The organism is Mycolicibacterium novocastrense (assembly GCF_001499835.1).
Lineage (GTDB): Bacteria > Actinomycetota > Actinomycetes > Mycobacteriales > Mycobacteriaceae > Mycobacterium > Mycobacterium novocastrense.
Genome location: NZ_LQIH01000064.1, coordinates 86,353 through 102,892 on the forward strand (window position 1 = coordinate 86,353; position 16,540 = coordinate 102,892).

General features: G+C 68.5%; 16 protein-coding genes. 6 read left to right on the forward strand and 10 right to left on the reverse strand.

Translation table 11 applies throughout. The features are described 5' to 3' along the window. Window positions 1-16: 16 nt before the first annotated feature. Genes nadC through nadA form a run of 3 tightly spaced genes read right to left on the reverse strand, consistent with a single transcriptional unit; the run spans window position 17 to window position 3,491 of the window. Window positions 17-874: a carboxylating nicotinate-nucleotide diphosphorylase gene (gene nadC / locus AU072_RS24855; protein WP_064416216.1), complete on the reverse strand. Its 858-nt coding sequence runs from the start codon at window positions 872-874 to the stop codon at window positions 17-19. Then, a complete protein-coding gene (locus tag AU072_RS24860) occupies window positions 874-2,451 on the reverse strand; it encodes an L-aspartate oxidase (protein WP_064416217.1) in 1,578 nt (525 codons plus the stop codon). The genes nadC and AU072_RS24860 overlap by 1 nt, the downstream gene beginning before the upstream one ends. Beyond that, window positions 2,448-3,491 carry a quinolinate synthase NadA gene (gene nadA / locus AU072_RS24865; protein ID WP_064416218.1) on the reverse strand — a complete coding sequence of 348 codons (1,044 nt, stop codon included), beginning with the start codon at window positions 3,489-3,491 and terminating at the stop codon, window positions 2,448-2,450. Before nadA ends, AU072_RS24860 begins: the two co-directional genes overlap by 4 nt. A gap of 47 nt (window positions 3,492-3,538) precedes the next feature. Here nadA and AU072_RS24870 point away from each other — a divergent pair, with 47 nt between their 5' ends. Then, window positions 3,539-4,231: an NUDIX hydrolase gene (locus tag AU072_RS24870; RefSeq protein WP_064416219.1), complete on the forward strand. Its 693-nt coding sequence runs from the start codon at window positions 3,539-3,541 to the stop codon at window positions 4,229-4,231. Between the two features lie 42 nt (window positions 4,232-4,273). After that, a complete protein-coding gene (locus AU072_RS24875; protein ID WP_064346187.1) occupies window positions 4,274-5,611 on the forward strand; it encodes a lipase family protein in 1,338 nt (445 codons plus the stop codon). Here the strand turns inward: AU072_RS24875 and AU072_RS24880 are convergent. Genes AU072_RS24880 through bioB form a run of 3 tightly spaced genes read right to left on the reverse strand, consistent with a single transcriptional unit; the run spans window position 5,568 to window position 7,432 of the window. Further along, entirely contained in the window at window positions 5,568-6,224 is a 657-nt protein-coding gene (locus tag AU072_RS24880) for a DUF2567 domain-containing protein (protein WP_064416220.1), read from the reverse strand. The two genes, AU072_RS24875 and AU072_RS24880, sit on opposite strands and share 44 nt — an antisense overlap. Then, complete coding sequence (gene bsaP, locus AU072_RS24885) at window positions 6,221-6,412, reverse strand: biotin synthase auxiliary protein BsaP (protein ID WP_064346185.1); 192 nt, start codon at window positions 6,410-6,412, stop codon at window positions 6,221-6,223. Before bsaP ends, AU072_RS24880 begins: the two co-directional genes overlap by 4 nt. A gap of 24 nt (window positions 6,413-6,436) precedes the next feature. Beyond that, window positions 6,437-7,432, reverse strand: coding sequence for a biotin synthase BioB (gene bioB, locus AU072_RS24890; RefSeq protein WP_064416221.1), 996 nt, complete (start codon window positions 7,430-7,432; stop codon window positions 6,437-6,439). 69 nt (window positions 7,433-7,501) lie between these two features. Here bioB and AU072_RS24895 point away from each other — a divergent pair, with 69 nt between their 5' ends. Together AU072_RS24895 and AU072_RS24900 are read left to right on the forward strand one after the other, a co-directional pair. Then, window positions 7,502-8,107 carry a TetR/AcrR family transcriptional regulator C-terminal domain-containing protein gene (locus AU072_RS24895; RefSeq protein ID WP_064416222.1) on the forward strand — a complete coding sequence of 202 codons (606 nt, stop codon included), beginning with the start codon at window positions 7,502-7,504 and terminating at the stop codon, window positions 8,105-8,107. 26 nt (window positions 8,108-8,133) lie between these two features. Further along, the gene (locus AU072_RS24900) at window positions 8,134-8,469 is read left to right on the forward strand and encodes an MmcQ/YjbR family DNA-binding protein (RefSeq protein ID WP_064416223.1); all 336 of its coding nucleotides are present in this window, start codon (window positions 8,134-8,136) and stop codon (window positions 8,467-8,469) included. Here the strand turns inward: AU072_RS24900 and AU072_RS24905 are convergent. From AU072_RS24905 to AU072_RS24920, 4 genes are all read right to left on the reverse strand, one after another. After that, on the reverse strand, window positions 8,462-8,983 hold the full coding sequence (locus AU072_RS24905) for a 2'-5' RNA ligase family protein (RefSeq protein WP_064416224.1): 522 nt from the start codon (window positions 8,981-8,983) through the stop codon (window positions 8,462-8,464). The genes AU072_RS24900 and AU072_RS24905 overlap by 8 nt on opposite strands. A gap of 2 nt (window positions 8,984-8,985) precedes the next feature. Next, window positions 8,986-9,651, reverse strand: coding sequence for a dethiobiotin synthase (gene bioD, locus AU072_RS24910; RefSeq protein WP_064416225.1), 666 nt, complete (start codon window positions 9,649-9,651; stop codon window positions 8,986-8,988). Then, window positions 9,648-10,796, reverse strand: a complete 1,149-nt coding sequence (locus tag AU072_RS24915) for an 8-amino-7-oxononanoate synthase (protein WP_064416226.1) — start codon at window positions 10,794-10,796, stop codon at window positions 9,648-9,650. Before AU072_RS24915 ends, bioD begins: the two co-directional genes overlap by 4 nt. A gap of 69 nt (window positions 10,797-10,865) precedes the next feature. Continuing rightward, complete coding sequence (locus AU072_RS24920; RefSeq protein WP_064416227.1) at window positions 10,866-12,155, reverse strand: adenosylmethionine--8-amino-7-oxononanoate transaminase; 1,290 nt, start codon at window positions 12,153-12,155, stop codon at window positions 10,866-10,868. Between the two features lie 23 nt (window positions 12,156-12,178). Here AU072_RS24920 and AU072_RS24925 point away from each other — a divergent pair, with 23 nt between their 5' ends. Further along, complete coding sequence (locus tag AU072_RS24925) at window positions 12,179-14,356, forward strand: acetyltransferase SucT (protein WP_064416228.1); 2,178 nt, start codon at window positions 12,179-12,181, stop codon at window positions 14,354-14,356. Further along, window positions 14,356-16,533 (forward strand): glycogen debranching protein GlgX, encoded by a 2,178-nt coding sequence (gene glgX / locus AU072_RS24930; protein ID WP_064416319.1) that lies wholly within the window; start codon window positions 14,356-14,358, stop codon window positions 16,531-16,533. The genes AU072_RS24925 and glgX overlap by 1 nt, the downstream gene beginning before the upstream one ends. Window positions 16,534-16,540: the final 7 nt, after the last annotated feature.

Consider the following 16,540-nt stretch of genomic DNA (forward strand, 5'->3'; position numbering starts at 1 on the left):
GATGCTATCGGCCGAATCAGATATCGAGCCCGATATCGAGCACCCGCACCGAGTGCGTGAGCGCACCCACCGCGAGATAGTCGACGCCCGTTCCCGCATATTCCGACGCGCTTTGCAGCGACAGCCCGCCAGAGGATTCCAGCTTGGTCGCAGGTGACCGAGAGTCGCGGCGCTGCACCGCGATCTGCGTCTGCCACACGGGAAAGTTGTCGAGCAGCACGAGCTCGACGTTCTCCGCCAGCACTTCGTCGAGCTGCTCGAGTGAGTCGACCTCGACCTCACATTCGATATCCGGCGCCGACGCGCGCACCGCGCGCAGGGCCGCCACCACCGACCCGGCTGCCGCGACGTGGTTGTCCTTGATCAGCGCCGCATCACCCAGCCCCATGCGATGGTTGACCCCGCCGCCGACGCGCACCGCGTATTTCTGCAATGCGCGCAAGCCCGGCAGCGTCTTACGGGTGTCGCGGATCTTCGCCGCACTCCCGGCGACCGCTTCGACCCACGCTGCTGTCGCGGTCGCGATGCCCGAGAGGTGACAGACCAGGTTCAGCGTGGTGCGCTCGGCGGTCAGCAGCCCCTGCGTGGGCGCCTCGACGGTGAGCACAACGCCACCGGGTTCGAGCCGGGCACCGTCCTCGACACGATGCTTGACCAGGTAGTTGTCGGGACCGATCACCTCGTCGAAGGCAAGCAGCGCGATGTCCACACCGGCGATCACGCCGGCCTCGCGCACCACCATCGACGCCGTCGTCCTCGCATCGGCGGGCACTGTCGCCAGCGTGGTGACATCGGGTCCGTACCGCAGGTCTTCTTCGAGCGCACGGGCGATGACGCTGCGAGCCTCGGTGAGCTCGTCGGCGGTGAACTCCATCAGCAACACACTTCCGCCGGTACCAGGACGCGCGCCTGTAGCGGGTCGACGTCGGGGAAGTCCCGGCGATGATGGCAGCCCCGAGATTCGGTGCGGGTCAACGCCGCCGCGGCGACCGCCGCCGCAGCGGTGGTCAGCGCGGCGTCCTCGAAATCGGCGCGCGAGTCGATCACGCGGGGCGGCGCGGTGTCGAGTTCCTTGGCCAGAATCCGCAGACCGTCTGCGTCGCGAACCACCCCGGCGTTCTTGGTCATCGCCCGCTGCAGATCGGCACGGGGCAGCGCGCGCCGCACCACCGGCTCCGGCGGCCGTGCCGTCACCGATCCGGCGGCCAAAGCGTGTGCGGCGGCGGCATTTCCGGCCCTGTCCCCCACCACGAGACCCTCGAGTAGGCTGTTCGACGCCAGCCTGTTCGCACCGTGCATGCCCGTACGCGCGACCTCACCCGCGGCGAACAGGCCGGCCAGCTCGGTGCGCCCGTACGCATCGGTGACCACGCCGCCGCAGCTGTAGTGCGCGCCGGGTAGCACGGGGATGGCCTCCAGCGTGGGATCGATTCCGGCCGCTCGGCATGCCGCGGTCACCGTCGGGAATCGATCCTCGAAGTTGTCGATTCGCCGGGCGTCGAGAAACACGCAGGGCGCGCCGGTCTGCTCGATGCGGGCGTGGATCGCCGCGGCAACCACATCGCGCGGCGCCAGATCGCCCATCGGGTGAACCCCGTCGGTGACCGAACGACCTTGCGAGTCAACGAGTATCGCACCCTCGCCGCGAACGGCCTCGGTGATCAGCGGGCGCCTACCGCCGTTGTGGCCGTCGAAGAGCATGGTGGGGTGGAACTGGATGAACTCGATGTCGCTGACCTCAACTCCGGCCCACATCGCCAGCGCGACACCGTCTGCCGTCGACCCATCGGGGTTGGTGGTCGCCGAGTAGAGGTGGCCCAGTCCCCCGGTCGCGAGAATCACCGACGGCGCGTGCACCACGCCGAACCCGTCGTCGTTGAGCACCAGCACCCCGGTGACCGCGCCTGCGTCATGCAGGATCTCGACCGCGACATGGTCGGGGCGGATGTCCAGCGTGGCCGCGGCGCCATTGAGGGTTCGCTGTACCTCGGCGCCGGTCGCGTCGCCGCCGGCGTGGATGATCCGGCGTCGCGAATGCCCACCTTCGCGGGTCAGCGACCATGTGCCGGGTGTCGACTCGTCGAACTGCGCACCGTGCTCGACTAGTTCGGCGACCGCGCGGTAGCCGTCGGTCACGATCGAGCGCACGGCGTCCGGATCGCACAGGCCCGCGCCCGCCGCGAGCGTGTCGGCGATGTGCGCCTCGTTCGAATCGCCGTCCTCGCGCAGAGCGTCGGGCAGCACGACGGCGATCCCACCCTGGGCGTAGAACGTCGCGGTGGTCCCCACCAGTTTGGGGGCCTTGCTGAGCACCATGACTTTTCGGCCACGACGGTGTGCGGCCAGGGCCGCCACCAGGCCCGCCACTCCGGTCCCGATCACCACGACGTCGGCGCGCTGCTGCCAATGGCCGGCCCACCTGCCGGCACCGCAACCCGCCGGGCGCGTCATTCTCCGCCGCCGGGCTGGCCGATCGCGATCATGCGCTGCACGCTGGCCCGCGCCAGCCGCGCGGTCTCGGGATCGACGTGCACTTCGTCCTTGCCCTCGACCAGGCAACGCAGCAGCGCGGCGGGGGTGATCATCTTCATGAACCGGCAGGACGCGCGGTCGTTGACGGCCATGAAGTCGACATCCGGTGCGGCACGGCGCAACTGGTGCAGCATCCCGACCTCGGTGGCGACCAACACCTGCCGCGCGCCGGTCTCGCGCGCGGCGTCCAGCATGCCGCCCGTCGACAGGATCTTGACCCGGTCCTCGGGAACGGCGCCCTCACCGGCGAGGTACAAAGCCGATGTCGCACAACCGCATTCGGGGTGAACGAACAGCTCGGCATCCGGGTGGGAGCGGGCTTGGTCGGCGAGCTCGTCGCCGTTGATCCCGGCGTGCACGTGGCATTCGCCCGCCCACACGTGCAGGTTCTTGCGGCCCGTGACGCGCCGGACGTGCGCACCGAGGAATTGGTCCGGGCAGAACAGCACCTCGCGGTCCTCGGGAATCGAGGCCACCACCTCGACCGCGTTCGATGACGTGCAGCAGATGTCGGTCTCGGCCTTCACCGCCGCGGTGGTGTTGACGTAGGACACCACGACCGCGCCGGGGTGCTCGGCCTTCCACGCGCGCAGTTCGTCGGCGGTGATGGAGTCGGCCAGCGAACAACCGGCTCGCTGGTCCGGGATGAGCACCGTCTTGTCCGGGGACAGGATCTTGGCCGTCTCAGCCATGAAGTGCACGCCGCAGAACACGATCGTGTCCTCGGGCACGTCGGCGGCGATTCGCGACAGCGCCAGCGAGTCACCGACGTGATCGGCGACGTCCTGGATGGCGGGCAACTGGTAGTTGTGCGCCAGAAGCGTGGCGCCCCGCAGATCGGCAAGGCGACGAACTTCGGCGGCCCACTCCTCGTCACCGTCGACCCCGGAGAAACCGGCAGGACCGTCGACGATGCGGCTCGAAAGGTTGTCCGCGGGCATCTGGTCCAGAACCGTCATCGCCGCCTCCTTCGTCCAAATCGAGTTTTCGACTTACAATCGAAAACATGGCACATATTAGCACCGCCCACGAGGTGCTCGCCGCCGTGTTCCAGGTTCGGGAAGTCGCCAGCGGGAAACCAGCACTTCATGTGCTGTTGTGGCAGCGGGCACTCGATCCGCAACGCGGCAGGTGGTCGCTTCCCGGCGGGCGTCTCGGCGACGACGAAGACATGACGAGCTCGGTGCGCCGTCAACTGGCCGAGAAAGTGGACCTCCGTGAGCTTGCCCACCTCGAGCAGCTGGCGGTGTTCTCCGATCCGCATCGCGTCCCTGGTGATCGCATGATCGCGTCGACGTTTCTCGGGCTGGTGCCCTCCCCCGCCACCCCGGAGTTGCCGCCGGACACGCGCTGGCATCCGGTTAGCGACCTGCCGCCGATGGCGTTCGATCACGGCACCATGGTCGAACACGCACGTACCAGGCTGGTCGCCAAGCTCTCTTATACGAACATTGGATTTGCCTTGGCGCCAACGGAATTCGCCCTATCGGCGTTGAGGGACATCTACAGCGCCGCGCTCGGCCACCACGTGGATGCCACCAATCTGCAACGCGTGCTCGAACGCCGCAACGTCATCACCCGCACGGGCACGACGGCGCGGTCCGGGCGCAGCGGCGGCCGCCCCGCGGCGTTGTACCGGTTCACCCAGGCGCGCTACCGCGTCACCGACGAATTCGCCGCCCTGCGCCCGCCCGGGTGAGTCGACTGGATTCTTAAGGCTTCCTTAAGTAAGAATGGCCGAATGTCTCTGGGCAACGCCGCGCCAGCATCAGGTGCCGAGTGGATCGGGCACGTCCCCCACGAGGACCTGACCCGCGGCACCCGTCCGCAGCTTCCCGCCGATGACCCGTTCTACGAACCGCCCAGCGGCTTTCAGCACGCGGAACCGGGGACCGTGCTGCGCAGTCGCGATGTCGAGCTTGCGTTTCTCGGGCTGATCCCGCAGAAGTTCACCGCGACGCAGCTGCTGTACCGCACCACCGACATGACCGGTGCGGCAGAAGCCACCGTGACCACGGTGATCGTGCCCGCCGAACGCGCGAACCGCGACGTCATACCGGTGATCTCCTACCAGTGCGCCATCGACGCGGTGTCCTCGCGCTGCTTCCCGTCCTACGCGTTGCGCCGCAAGGCGCTGGCTCCCGGTGCGCTCGCCCAGCTGGAGTTTCTCCTGATCGCCGCCGCGCTCGCCGAGGGGTGGGCGGTGTCGGTGCCCGACCACGAGGGCGCGCACGGGCTGTGGGGCACGCCGTACGAGCCGGGCTATCGCATTCTCGACGGCCTGCGTGCGGCTGTGAGCTGCGAACGGCTCGGGTTGGACGAATCGGCGCCCATCGGGCTGTGGGGCTACTCAGGCGGCGGCCTGGCGTCGGCCTGGGCGGCCGAGATGCACAGCCAGTACGCCCCCGAGCTCAACATCGTCGGCGCGGTGCTCGGCTCCCCGGTCGGAGACCTCGGGAGCGCCTACCGGCGGCTGAACGGCAGCCTGTACTCGGGTCTGCCCGCGATGGTGGTGGCGGCGCTGACCCATGTCTATCCGGAGCTGGACCGCGTCATCCAGCAGCACGCCACCGATGCGGGCAAGTCGATGCTGATGCGCATTCAGGACATGACCACCGCCCAGGCGGTGCTGCGATTCGCGGGCATGGACATGGGCAAGCTGGTCGACCGGCCGCTCAATGAAATCCTCGACCTGCCTGAGGTCAAGCACGTCTTCGACAGCATCAAGCTGGGCACCGCGGTGCCCACGCCGCCCGTGCTGATCGTGCAGGCCGTCCACGACAAGATCGTTTCGGTCGACGACATCGATGAGCTCAGCGAGATCTATCGCAGCGGCGGCGCCTCGGTGACCTATCACCGCGACATGTTCAGCGAACACATGCTGCTGCACCCGATGTCGGCGCCGATGGCCCTGCGTTGGCTGATCGACCGGTTCGACGGTAAGCCGCTGTCGGAGCATCTGGTCCGCACCACGTGGCCGACGCTGCTGAACCCGATGACCTATGTCGGAATGACGCGGCTGGTCCGGATCGCGGTCAAGGTGATGACGGGCCGGAAGGTGGAGCGCTCTCCGCTGTGACGTCCGCCGTGGCCGGTGGTGGGACGAACGCCGGCACCTCGACCGGCGGCCAGGCACCGAGATCGTCGCGCGCGGTGGAGACCGCGGCCAACGAGTAGACGAGCGCGGCCACCGCGGCGGGAAACAGGATGGTCAACGCCGCCTGTAGCGGGGAGGGCCCGAAGAAGACCGGCGGCGCCTCGGTGACGTAGTGCACGCGGTGTTCGGGGGTCACCGGCGCGGCGGCGACGTCGATGGTCCCGTAGCGCAGGTGCACCAGAAGCGCGCCCACACCGGCGGCCACCCCCGCGGCCAGCATGCATCCGGTCGCCAGCGCCGCCGTCATCACCGGTCCGCGGTGCGCCCGCCACTGCCACACCGCGACCGCGGCGACGGCTCCGACGACGCACAGCATGCCGACGAGCAGGAAGGCCGCCACGAAGAAATGGTCGCTCTCGTTGCCCAGGTGCGCGCGGACGCGCTCACCGTCACGCGCCAACGCGACGACACCATGGACAGGCGGCGCCAGCCACGCCCACAGCGCGCCGACCGCAGCGCCGGTCGCCGTCAGCGCCACGGCGACGGTCAGTGCCGCACGGACACGTGAGAAGCGTGGCGCCTCAGCGTCGTTCATCGCAGCTCCAGATCTTTCGAATCTGTCAGCCCGTGCCGTGAGCACTTGGCCGACCAGCCGTCGGGGCGCACCTGGACGATCATCCGCCGGCCGCATTCGGCGCAGAACCGGGGCGGCTCCAGACCCAGCTGGGCCGCGGTCGGCACCGTCGTGCCGTCGGGCTCGCCCGTGTAGACGTTGAACGCCATACCTGTACGTTCTACCGGCTGGCCTCAGAGACTGGCATTGAGCGCCTTGATCGGCATCTGCAGATCGTCGAGCAGCTCGAGGTCGGCCTCGGCGGGCCGCCCCAGCGTGGTCAGGTAGTTACCGACGATGACGGCGTTGATCCCGCCGAGAATGCCCTTCTTGGCGCCGAGATCGCCGAGGGTGATCTCCCGGCCACCCGCGAAGCGCAGCATGGTGCGGGGCAGCGCCAGACGGAAGGCCGCGACGGCCCTGAGCGCGTCGGCGGCGGGCAGCACCTCGAGGTCGCCGAACGGGGTGCCGGGCCGCGGGTTGAGGAAGTTCAGGGGTACCTCGTGCGGATCGAGTTCAGCCAGGTTGGCGGCGAATTCGGCACGTTGTTCGAGGGTTTCGCCCATGCCCAGGATGCCGCCGCAGCAGACCTCCATACCGGCCTCGCGGACCATCTGCAGGGTGTCCCAACGCTCTTCCCATGTGTGCGTGGTGACGACGTTGGTGAAGAACGACCGCGCGGTCTCCAGATTGTGGTTGTAGCGGTGCACGCCCATCTCGGAGAGCCGCTCGACCTGCTCCTCGGTCAACATGCCCAGCGAGCAGGCGATCTGGATGTCGACCTCGTTGCGGATCGCCTCGATTCCCGCGGCGACCTGTGCCAGCAGCCGCTCGTCGGGTCCGCGCACCGCGGCCACGATGCAGAACTCGGTCGCACCGGTCTTCGCGGTCTGCTTGGCCGCCTCCACCAAGCTCGGCACGTCCAACCATGCGCTGCGCACGGGTGAGGCGAAAAGCCCTGACTGCGAACAGAAGTGGCAATCCTCTGGGCAGCCGCCGGTCTTCAGGCTGATGATGCCCTCGATCTCCACGTCGGGACCGCACCACGCCATGCGCACCTCGTGTGCCAACGCGAGCAGGTCGTCGAGGCGGTCATCCGGCAACTGCAGCACTTGCAGCGTCTGGTCCTGGTTCAGGCCTTCGCCGCGCTCGAGCACCTGCTCGCGGGCCACTGCCAGAATGTCGCTCACTGATCACCTCTGTCACTTGAACACGTCGGCGAGCCGACAATTGAACGGTGTTCAGGTTAGGGTACGGGCGTGCAGCTTCACAAACGCGATGTGGTGGCCGCGGCGGCGACGTTGTTGGACAGCTATGGCCTTGCCGACCTGACCATGCGTCGGCTGGCACGCGAGCTCGAGGTCTCCCCCGGGGCGCTGTACTGGCACTTCACCAGCAAGCAGCAGCTGCTGGGTGCGGTCGCCGACCGCATCCTCGAGCCCGTCGGTGACCCCACCGGAGCCTGGCGGGACCGGGTGTCGGGGATCTGCGCGGCGCTGCGCGATGCGCTGTTGTCGCACACCGACGGCGCCGAGCTGGTGTCGGCCAGCTTCGCGGCTGGGCAGTCGACCGCGATGGCGCAGATCCTCGAACGGCTCACCGAGGCGGCCGCCGACGCCGGGGTGCCCGTCGGCCACGCCGAGCTGGCCGCCCGCACCGTCGTGTACTACGTGTTGGGCTTCACGGTCGACGAGCAGTCGCGGCTGCAGTGGGACGCCGCCGGCGCCGACCTGCCCGGCGACCAGTCGGTACTCACCGAGGACGCCTCGGCACGGTTCCGCTTCGGCGTGGGACTGCTCATCAGCGGGATCCGCGTCGGCGAACGTGAGCTTGTTCGCGAAGATTCGCCGATTTCTCACGCATAAGCGCACTCTCGACGAGGATCGGAGCAGTGATCACCCTCGACGACGTGCGGCGCATCACCGCGACGTTGCCGCGGTCATCCGAGGCGGTGGTCCGCGACAGCGTCAGGTTTCGGGCGGGGCGCCTGGTCTACGTCGCGTTCTCGCGCGACGAGACGGTGATGGGGGTCGCCTTTCCCAAGGAGGAGCGGGCCGCGATGGTGGCCGCCGAGCCCGACAAGTTCGCGTTGCCGCGCAAGTCGGAGATGCGGTTCAACTGGATTCTGGTCAGGCTCGACGCGATCGCCTACGACGAACTACGCGAGCTGGTCATCGACGGTTGGCGGATGTGCGTGCCGAAAAGCGTTGGCGCAACGGTCAGCTGATCGGATACTCGACCCGGTTGTCGCCGTCCCAGTGACGCAGGCCGGTCACCGTACCCCGCAGTTCGCGCCCCACAGACTTGAGCGTCAGCGCGGTGGGAAGCTTGTCGGGCCCGACGCGACGGGCCAGCGTCACGTGCGGCGTCCACTGCCCCGGATCGGCGTGGCCCAGGACGCCGGCCGGCATGTGCGGCAGGCACAGGTCGTGCACGTGGCGGTGCAACGCCAGCAGTTCCTCCGAGGGCACCACCAGTCGCACCAGGGTGAACACGCGGCCGCCGAACAGCATCGGCGCTCCGATGGTGCAGGTCAGCGGGAGCCGCTTCAGCACCGGACGTAATGCGCTGTTGGCCGCCTCGTCGATGTTCTCGGCGACGGTCACCGTGATGTGCGGCCGATTGCTCGGCGACGTGTTGCTGGCCTGACTGCGGATCCCGGCGCGCGTGAGGTCGTCCCAGACAGCGCGGATCTTCGCGTCAGTGTCCGGATCGAAGATCAGCTCGACGGAATGCACCATGCCTACACCAGACTTCGGACCCACGCGGGGTCGAAGGCGCCGGCGCTCATGCTCTCGAACTCCGCAGCGGTCAGTGCCCCGGCACCCGCAGGCAGGATCGCCCGCACGGGAGCCAGCTCGGCCAGCGCCTCGCGGTTGCCCTGCTCGGCGAGACCCGGCGCCGACGGCCATGCGCCGATTACCAGGCCGGCACACGAAATGCCTTTGCCGGCAAGGGCTTCCAGCGTCAACGCGGTGTGGTTGAGCGTGCCCAGACCGGCGGAGACGACGACCAGCACCGGCGCGCCCAGCTCGGCCGCGAGGTCGCGCAGCGTCGTTCCCGCTCCGATTTCGACGAGCAACCCGCCGGCCCCCTCGACGAGGGTCAGCGCCGCGGTCACCGATCGCACCGATTCGACGAGTTCGGCGCGGGTCGGCAGCGTCATCCCCGCTCTTCGCGCGGCCGCGACGGGCGCCAGCGGCTCGGGATACCGCCATCCGCCGTGCAGCCGCGTCCCACCCGAGAGCCGCCCGACGTCGGCGAGGTCGTCGTCGCGCGGGCTGCCGGTCTGGACGGGTTTGCACACCGCGACATCGATGCCCGCAAGCCGGGCATGGCATGCCAGGGCGGCGGTGGCGACCGTCTTTCCGACGCCGGTGTCGGTGCCCGTGACAAGGAGCGTGCTCACCGGCGCGCGGTCGCCAGCACGTCGGCGAGCACCTCGCCCGCCAACTGAATCTCGTCGTCGGTCAGCGACGCCCGGGCGGTCAGTCGCAGCCGCGAAGTACCTGCGGGCACCGTCGGAGGGCGGAAGCACCCCGCCCGGACACCGCGATCCAGGCACGCAACCGCGGCGCCGAAGGCGACCTCGGGGTCGCCGAGAATCACTGACACGACGGCCGATTCGGGCCGCTCGGGCACCGCGCAGATCGACGCGAGTTCCGCGGCGCGGTGGATCACGGCCGCTGCGCGCCACGGCTCGGCGATCAGGATGTCGAGTGCCGCCCAGGCCGCACCGACGGCGGCGGGCGCGAGTCCGGTGTCGAAGATGAACGGCCGGGCCGCGTCGATCAGGTGGTCCCGCACGGCCGCCGGGCCCAGCACCACGCCGCCTTGACTGCCCAGCGCCTTGGACAGCGTCGTCGTCATCACGATGTCGGGCGCACCTGCCAAACCGACTTCGTGCAACAGCCCGCGTCCGCCCGTGCCGCGGACGCCCAGACCGTGGGCCTCGTCGACGATCAGCAGTGCGCCGTGGTGCCGGCATACGTCGTGCAGGGCGCGCAACGGGGCGAGGTCGCCGTCGGCGGAGAAGACGGAGTCCGTCAGCACCACCGCGCGCTCCTCACCGCGCGCCGCCAGCGCCGCCTCCACCGCGGCGACGTCACGATGGGGCGTGACGACGACTCGGGCCCGCGACAACCGGCACGCGTCGACCAACGACGCGTGGGTGAGGGCGTCGGACACCAGCAGTGACCCGGCACCCGACAGCGCCACAACGGCGCCGAGGTTGGCGGTGTAGCCGGAGGAGAACACCAGCGCCGACTCCGCGCCGACGAACTCGGCCAGCGCCCGCTCGAAACCTTCGTGCAGTTCGGTGTTTCCGGTCACCAGCCGTGATCCGGTGGAACCCGCACCCCAGGTCCGCAATGCGGCCACCCCGCCGTCGATGACCGCGGGGTGCTGCGACAGGCCCAGATAGTCGTTGGAGGCCAGGTCGAGTTCGGTGCCGACCGGTGGCCGCGGACGCAGGGAACGGCGCAGACCCGCGGCGCGCCGCTGCCTTTCGACATCGTCGAGCCACGCCAGCGGTGAGAGACCTGCGCGCGTCACCGTGCTCCTCGCATCGGACTTGAACAGCGTTCAGGTTAAGTCACCTGCGCGCGACGGCACAAATGCGGTTCACACCGCCCGGGCGACGGCCACCATCCCCGCGGTGATCTGCGCGATCTCTTCGGGCGTGCAGATGTATGGCGGCATCGCGTAGATGAGGTTGCGGAACGGGCGCAGCCACAGCCCGTGCTCCAGGGCCGCGGGCGTCGCGACCTTCAGGTCGACGGGTCGGTCCATCTCGATGACCCCGATGGCGCCGAGCACCCGCACGTCGGCCACACCGGGCAGCGACGAGGCGGCGGCCAGCCCCGAACGCAGTCCCGCCTCGATCTCGCGCACCCGCGTCCGCCAGTCCTGGCCGACCAGCAGCTCGACCGCGGCGACCGCGACCGCGCACGCCAGCGCGTTGGCCATGAAGGTGGGGCCATGCATCAACGCGCCGGGCTCATTCGAGCTGATCGTGTCGGCGATCTCGCGCGTGCACAGGGTCGCCGCCAACGTGATGTAGCCGCCGGTCAGCGCCTTGCCGACGCACATGATGTCGGGGCTCACGCCCGCATGGTCGGCGGCGAACAGTTCACCGGTGCGGCCGAAGCCGGTCGCGATCTCGTCGAAGATCAGCAGCACCTCGTGCCGGGAGCAGATATCGCGAAGCGAGGCGAGGTACCGAGGGTCGTGGAATCGCATCCCGCCCGCGCCCTGCACGACGGGTTCGACGATCACCGCGGCCAGTTCGTCGGCGTGTTCGGCCAACTGCCTCTCGAACGCCTCGATGTATCCGGCGTCGTAGTCGCGCGGCACCGGCGGCGCGAACTCCTGCGCCATCAGCACATCGGTCCACAGCGAGTGCATCCCGCCGTCCGGGTCGCACACGCTCATCGGGGTGAAGGTGTCGCCGTGGTATCCCCCCCGCCACGTCATCAGGCGATGTTTGGCGCCCCGCCCCAGGCTCCGCCAGTACTGCAGCGCCATCTTCACGGCGACCTCGACCGACACCGATCCCGAGTCGCTGAAGAACACGGTGTCCAGGCCGTCGGGGGTGATCTCGACGAGCAACTGCGCGAGCCGCGCGGCCGGTTCGTGGGTGAGCCCACCGAACATGACGTGATTCATGGTGGCGAGCTGATCGGTGACGGCGGCGTCGAGCAGCGGATGCCCATGGCCGTGGATCGCGGTCCACCACGAAGCCATCGCGTCGAGTACCTGCAGCTCGCGCCCCTCGTGATGAAGTGTGAGCCAGGCGCCGCGGGCCCCGACCGCGACGACGGGGGCCAGGGCTTCCGCGCCGATCGTGCTATAGGGATGCCAGACGTGGGCGGCGTCGATCGCACCGATCTCGGTAGGCGTCAGTCCCGGCACCTTCGGTAGATTATCGGTCGACCATGATGACCCTCGCCCCTGCCCGGTCGGCGCCCGTCCGCTATCCGGGACGTCCGTCGCGCGCCGCGAAAGTTTCGAGCGGCACCCGCTCTTCAGCGGCCTACCGGCACGATCTCGACGGTTTGCGCGGCATCGCGATCGCGCTCGTCGCCGTCTTTCACGTGTGGTTCGGCCGGGTGTCCGGCGGTGTGGACGTGTTCCTCGCGTTGTCGGGCTTCTTCTTCGGCGGACGCCTGCTGCGCGCGGCGATGACGCCGGGCGTGTCGCTGCGGCCCGGGCCTGAGGTGTCGCGGCTGATCCGGCGGTTGCTGCCCGCGCTGGTGGTCGTGCTCGCGGCGTCGGCGGTGCTGACCGTGCTGATCCAGCCGCAGACGCGCTGGGAGACCTTCGCCGACCAGAGCCTGGCCAGCCTCGGGTACTTCCAGAACTGGGAACTCGCCAACTCCGCGTCGAACTACCTGCGCGCGGGCGAGGCGGTGAGCCCGCTGCAGCACATCTGGTCGATGTCGGTGCAGGGCCAGTTCTACATCGCGTTCCTGGCGATAATCTTCTTGTCCGCCTTGCTGTTTCGACGGGTCTTCGGCCGGTACACGCGGGTGGCGTTCGTCGTGCTGCTCAGCGTGCTGACCATCGCGTCGTTCGTCTACGCCGTTTACGCCCACAACGCCGACCAGGCCACCGCGTACTACAACAGCTTCGCCAGGGCGTGGGAACTGCTGCTCGGGGCGCTGATCGGTGCGCTCGTGACACATCTGCGGATGCCGATGTGGCTGCGGACGACGGCCGCGGTGGTGGCGCTGGCGGCGATCCTGGCGTGCGGCGCACTGATCGACGGCGTCAGGGAGTTCCCCGGGCCGTGGGCGCTGGTCCCGGTCGGCGCCACCGTCCTGTTCATCCTGTCGGCGGCGAACCGGGTGGCCGACCCGCACACCGCGGGCCGGATGCCGCTGCCCAACCGCCTGCTCGCGTCGGCGCCCTTCGTATCGCTGGGCGCGATGGCCTACTCGCTGTATCTCTGGCACTGGCCGCTACTGATCTTCTGGCTGTCCTACACCGGGCACAGCCGCGCCACCTTCGTCGAAGGAGCGGTGGTTCTGCTGGTGTCCGGGGTGCTGGCGTGGCTGACCACCAAGTACGTGGAGAACCCGCTGCGCTACCGCAGTGCCGCCGCCCAGCGCACGGTCGCGCCGAAGAAGGCGCGCCGGCGCAGGCCGCCGGTGGTGCTGGGGTCCGTGGTCGCCCTGCTGGGTGTCGCGTTGACCGTCACCTCGTTCACCTGGCGGGAGCATGTGCTCGTCCAACGCACCAACGGGGCCGAACTCGTGTCGCTCTCGACCCAGGACTACCCCGGCGCCGCCGCGCTGCTGAGCAATGCCAGGGTGCCCAAGCTCCCGATGCGCCCCAGCGTGCTGGAGGCGAAGAACGACCTGCCGGAGACCACCGAGGACGGGTGCATCAGCGACTTCGAAACCGTCGACGTGATCAACTGCACCTACGGCGACAAGCACGCCAAGCGCACGATCGCGCTGGCCGGCGGATCGCACGCCGAACACTGGGTCACCGCTCTCGACCTGCTCGGCAAACGGCACCACTTCAAGATCGTCACCTATCTGAAGATGGGGTGCCCGTTGACCACCGAAGAGGTGCCGCTGGTGATGGGCGACAATCGCCCGTACCCGAAGTGCCATGAGTGGAACAAGCGGGTGATGGCCAAGATCGTGGCCGACCGGCCCGACTACGTCTTCACCACCTCCACGCGGCCCTGGAACATCAGGGCCGGTGACGTGATGCCCGCGACCTATGTCGGCATCTGGCAGGAATTGTCCGACAACAACATCCCGATCCTCGCCATGCGGGACACGCCGTGGCTGGTCCGCAACGGTGAACCGTTCTTCGCCGCTGACTGCCTCGCCGACGGCGGTGACGCCATCTCGTGTGGAACACGGCGATCCGACGTACTCTCGGAGCGCAACCCGACACTCGATTTCGTCGAGCGGTTCCCGCTGATGAAGCCGCTCGACATGAGTGATGCGGTGTGCCGCAAGGAGATTTGCCGAGCCGTGGAGGGGAATGTGTTGCTCTACCACGACGCTCATCACATCTCGAAGACCTATATGAGCACGATGGCCCCCGAGCTCGGCCGTCAGATCGCCGCCGCCACCGGCTGGTGGGTTGGCTGATGCCTTCCGGCGAACCGGCTTCCCGTACGCGAGGAGGACCGGAGACTTCGGTACCCACCGTCTGGCCGGGAGCGGCGTATCCCCTGGGCGCGACCTATGACGGCGCGGGCACCAACTTCTCGGTGTTCTCCGAGGTGGCCGATCGGGTCGAACTGTGCCTGATCGGCAAGGACGGCAGCGAGCAGCGGATCAACCTCGAGGAGGTCGACGGCTACGTCTGGCACTGCTACCTGCCGACGGTCACCCCGGGACAGCGCTACGGCTTTCGCGTGCACGGCCCGTGGGATCCCGCGGCGGGCCACCGCTGCGATCCGAGCAAGCTGCTGCTCGACCCGTACGGCAAGTCGTTCCACGGTGACTTCGAGTTCTCCCAGGCGCTGTTCTCCTACGACTTGAATGCCGAGGATCTCGCGTCCGGCGGTATCCCGCCGGGTGTCGACTCCCTCGGGCACACCATGACCAGCGTCGTGATCAACCCGTACTTCGACTGGGCCTCGGACCGCGCACCGCGCACGCCTTACCACGAGACGGTGATCTACGAGGCCCACGTCAAGGGCATGACCCAGCGGCATCCGGGTATCCCCGAGGGGCTGCGCGGCACCTACGCGGGCCTGCACCACCCGGTGATCATCGACCACCTCAAGTCGCTGAACGTGACCGCCATCGAGCTGATGCCGGTGCACCAGTTCCTCCACGATCACCGGCTCGTCGACCTCGGGCTGCGAAACTATTGGGGCTACAACACTTTCGGGTTCTTCGCGCCGCACCACGAATACGCCGCGAACAAGCATGCCGGCGGCGCGGTCGCCGAGTTCAAGACCATGGTCCGGGCGTTCCACGAGGCCGGGATCGAGGTCATCCTCGACGTGGTCTACAACCACACCGCCGAGGGCAACCATCTCGGCCCGACGCTGAACTTCCGGGGCATCGACAACGCCGCCTACTACCGGCTGCTCGACGGTGATCTCCGGCTGTACAAGGACTTCACCGGGACCGGCAACAGCCTCAACGCCCGCCACCCGCACACCCTGCAGCTGATCATGGACTCGTTGCGGTACTGGGTGATGGAGATGCACGTCGACGGGTTCCGGTTCGACCTGGCCGCCACCCTGGCCCGCGAGTTCTACGATGTCGACCGCCTGAGCGCGTTTTTCGACCTGGTGCAACAGGATCCGGTGGTCAGCCAGGTCAAGCTGATCGCCGAACCGTGGGACGTCGGCGAAGGCGGCTACCAGGTCGGCAATTTCCCAGGTTTGTGGACCGAGTGGAACGGGAAGTATCGCGACACTGTGCGTGATTACTGGCGGGGCGAGCCCGCAACCCTCGGCGAGTTCGCATCGCGGCTGACCGGTTCATCCGACCTCTACGAGGCGACCGGCCGGCGCCCCAGCGCGAGCATCAACTTCGTCACCTGCCACGACGGCTTCACGTTGAACGACCTGGTGTCTTACAACGAGAAACACAACGAGGCCAACGGCGAGGACAACCGCGACGGCGAGAGCCACAACCGGTCGTGGAACTGCGGTGTCGAGGGCCCCACAGACGATCCGGACATTCTTGCGCTGCGCGGTAAGCAGATGCGCAACATCATGGGCACGCTGATGGTTTCGCAGGGCACGCCGATGATCTCGCACGGCGACGAGATCGGCCGCACCCAGCGGGGCAACAACAACGTGTACTGCCAGGACTCCGAGATCTCCTGGATGGACTGGTCGCTGTGCGAGAAGAACGCCGACCTGCTCGAGTTCACCCGCAAGGTCACTCAGCTGCGCACAGACCACCCGGTCTTCCGCAGGCGCAGATTCTTCGAGGGCAAGCCGATCCGCAGCGGCGATCAGGTCCGTGACATCGCGTGGCTGACTCCCGCCGGTGAGGAGATGACCCTCGAAGACTGGGGTACGGGGCTGGGCAAATGTGTTGCGGTGTTCCTCAACGGTGACGCCATCGCGGCGCCGAACGAACGCGGGGAGCGAGTCGTCGACGACTCATTCCTGTTGTGCTTCAACGCCCATGACCGTACGCAGGACTTCGTCACTCCGTCGGGCGACTACGCAAAGGAGTGGACCGCGGCGCTGGACACGGCGGACACCACCGGGTCCACCGAGCTGGTGGCCAAGGCCGGCGAGAAGATCTCGCTGCCGGCGCGCTCGCTGCTGGTCATGCGCAAGACGGCCTGATGGCGCG

What these genes read in the sequence shown, in the direction of transcription:
- nadC (WP_064416216.1), bottom strand. Translation starts at nt 874, where the DNA reads ATGGAGTTCACCGCCGACGAGCTCACCGAGGCTCGCAGCGTCATCGCC.
- AU072_RS24860 (WP_064416217.1), bottom strand. Translation starts at nt 2,451, where the DNA reads ATGACGCGCCCGGCGGGTTGCGGTGCCGGCAGGTGGGCCGGCCATTGG.
- nadA (WP_064416218.1), bottom strand. Translation starts at nt 3,491, where the DNA reads ATGACGGTTCTGGACCAGATGCCCGCGGACAACCTTTCGAGCCGCATC.
- AU072_RS24870 (WP_064416219.1), top strand. Translation starts at nt 3,539, where the DNA reads ATGGCACATATTAGCACCGCCCACGAGGTGCTCGCCGCCGTGTTCCAG.
- AU072_RS24875 (WP_064346187.1), top strand. Translation starts at nt 4,274, where the DNA reads ATGTCTCTGGGCAACGCCGCGCCAGCATCAGGTGCCGAGTGGATCGGG.
- AU072_RS24880 (WP_064416220.1), bottom strand. Translation starts at nt 6,224, where the DNA reads ATGAACGACGCTGAGGCGCCACGCTTCTCACGTGTCCGTGCGGCACTG.
- bsaP (WP_064346185.1), bottom strand. Translation starts at nt 6,412, where the DNA reads ATGGCGTTCAACGTCTACACGGGCGAGCCCGACGGCACGACGGTGCCG.
- AU072_RS24905 (WP_064416224.1), bottom strand. Translation starts at nt 8,983, where the DNA reads ATGGTGCATTCCGTCGAGCTGATCTTCGATCCGGACACTGACGCGAAG.
- AU072_RS24925 (WP_064416228.1), top strand. Translation starts at nt 12,179, where the DNA reads ATGATGACCCTCGCCCCTGCCCGGTCGGCGCCCGTCCGCTATCCGGGA.
- glgX (WP_064416319.1), top strand. Translation starts at nt 14,356, where the DNA reads ATGCCTTCCGGCGAACCGGCTTCCCGTACGCGAGGAGGACCGGAGACT.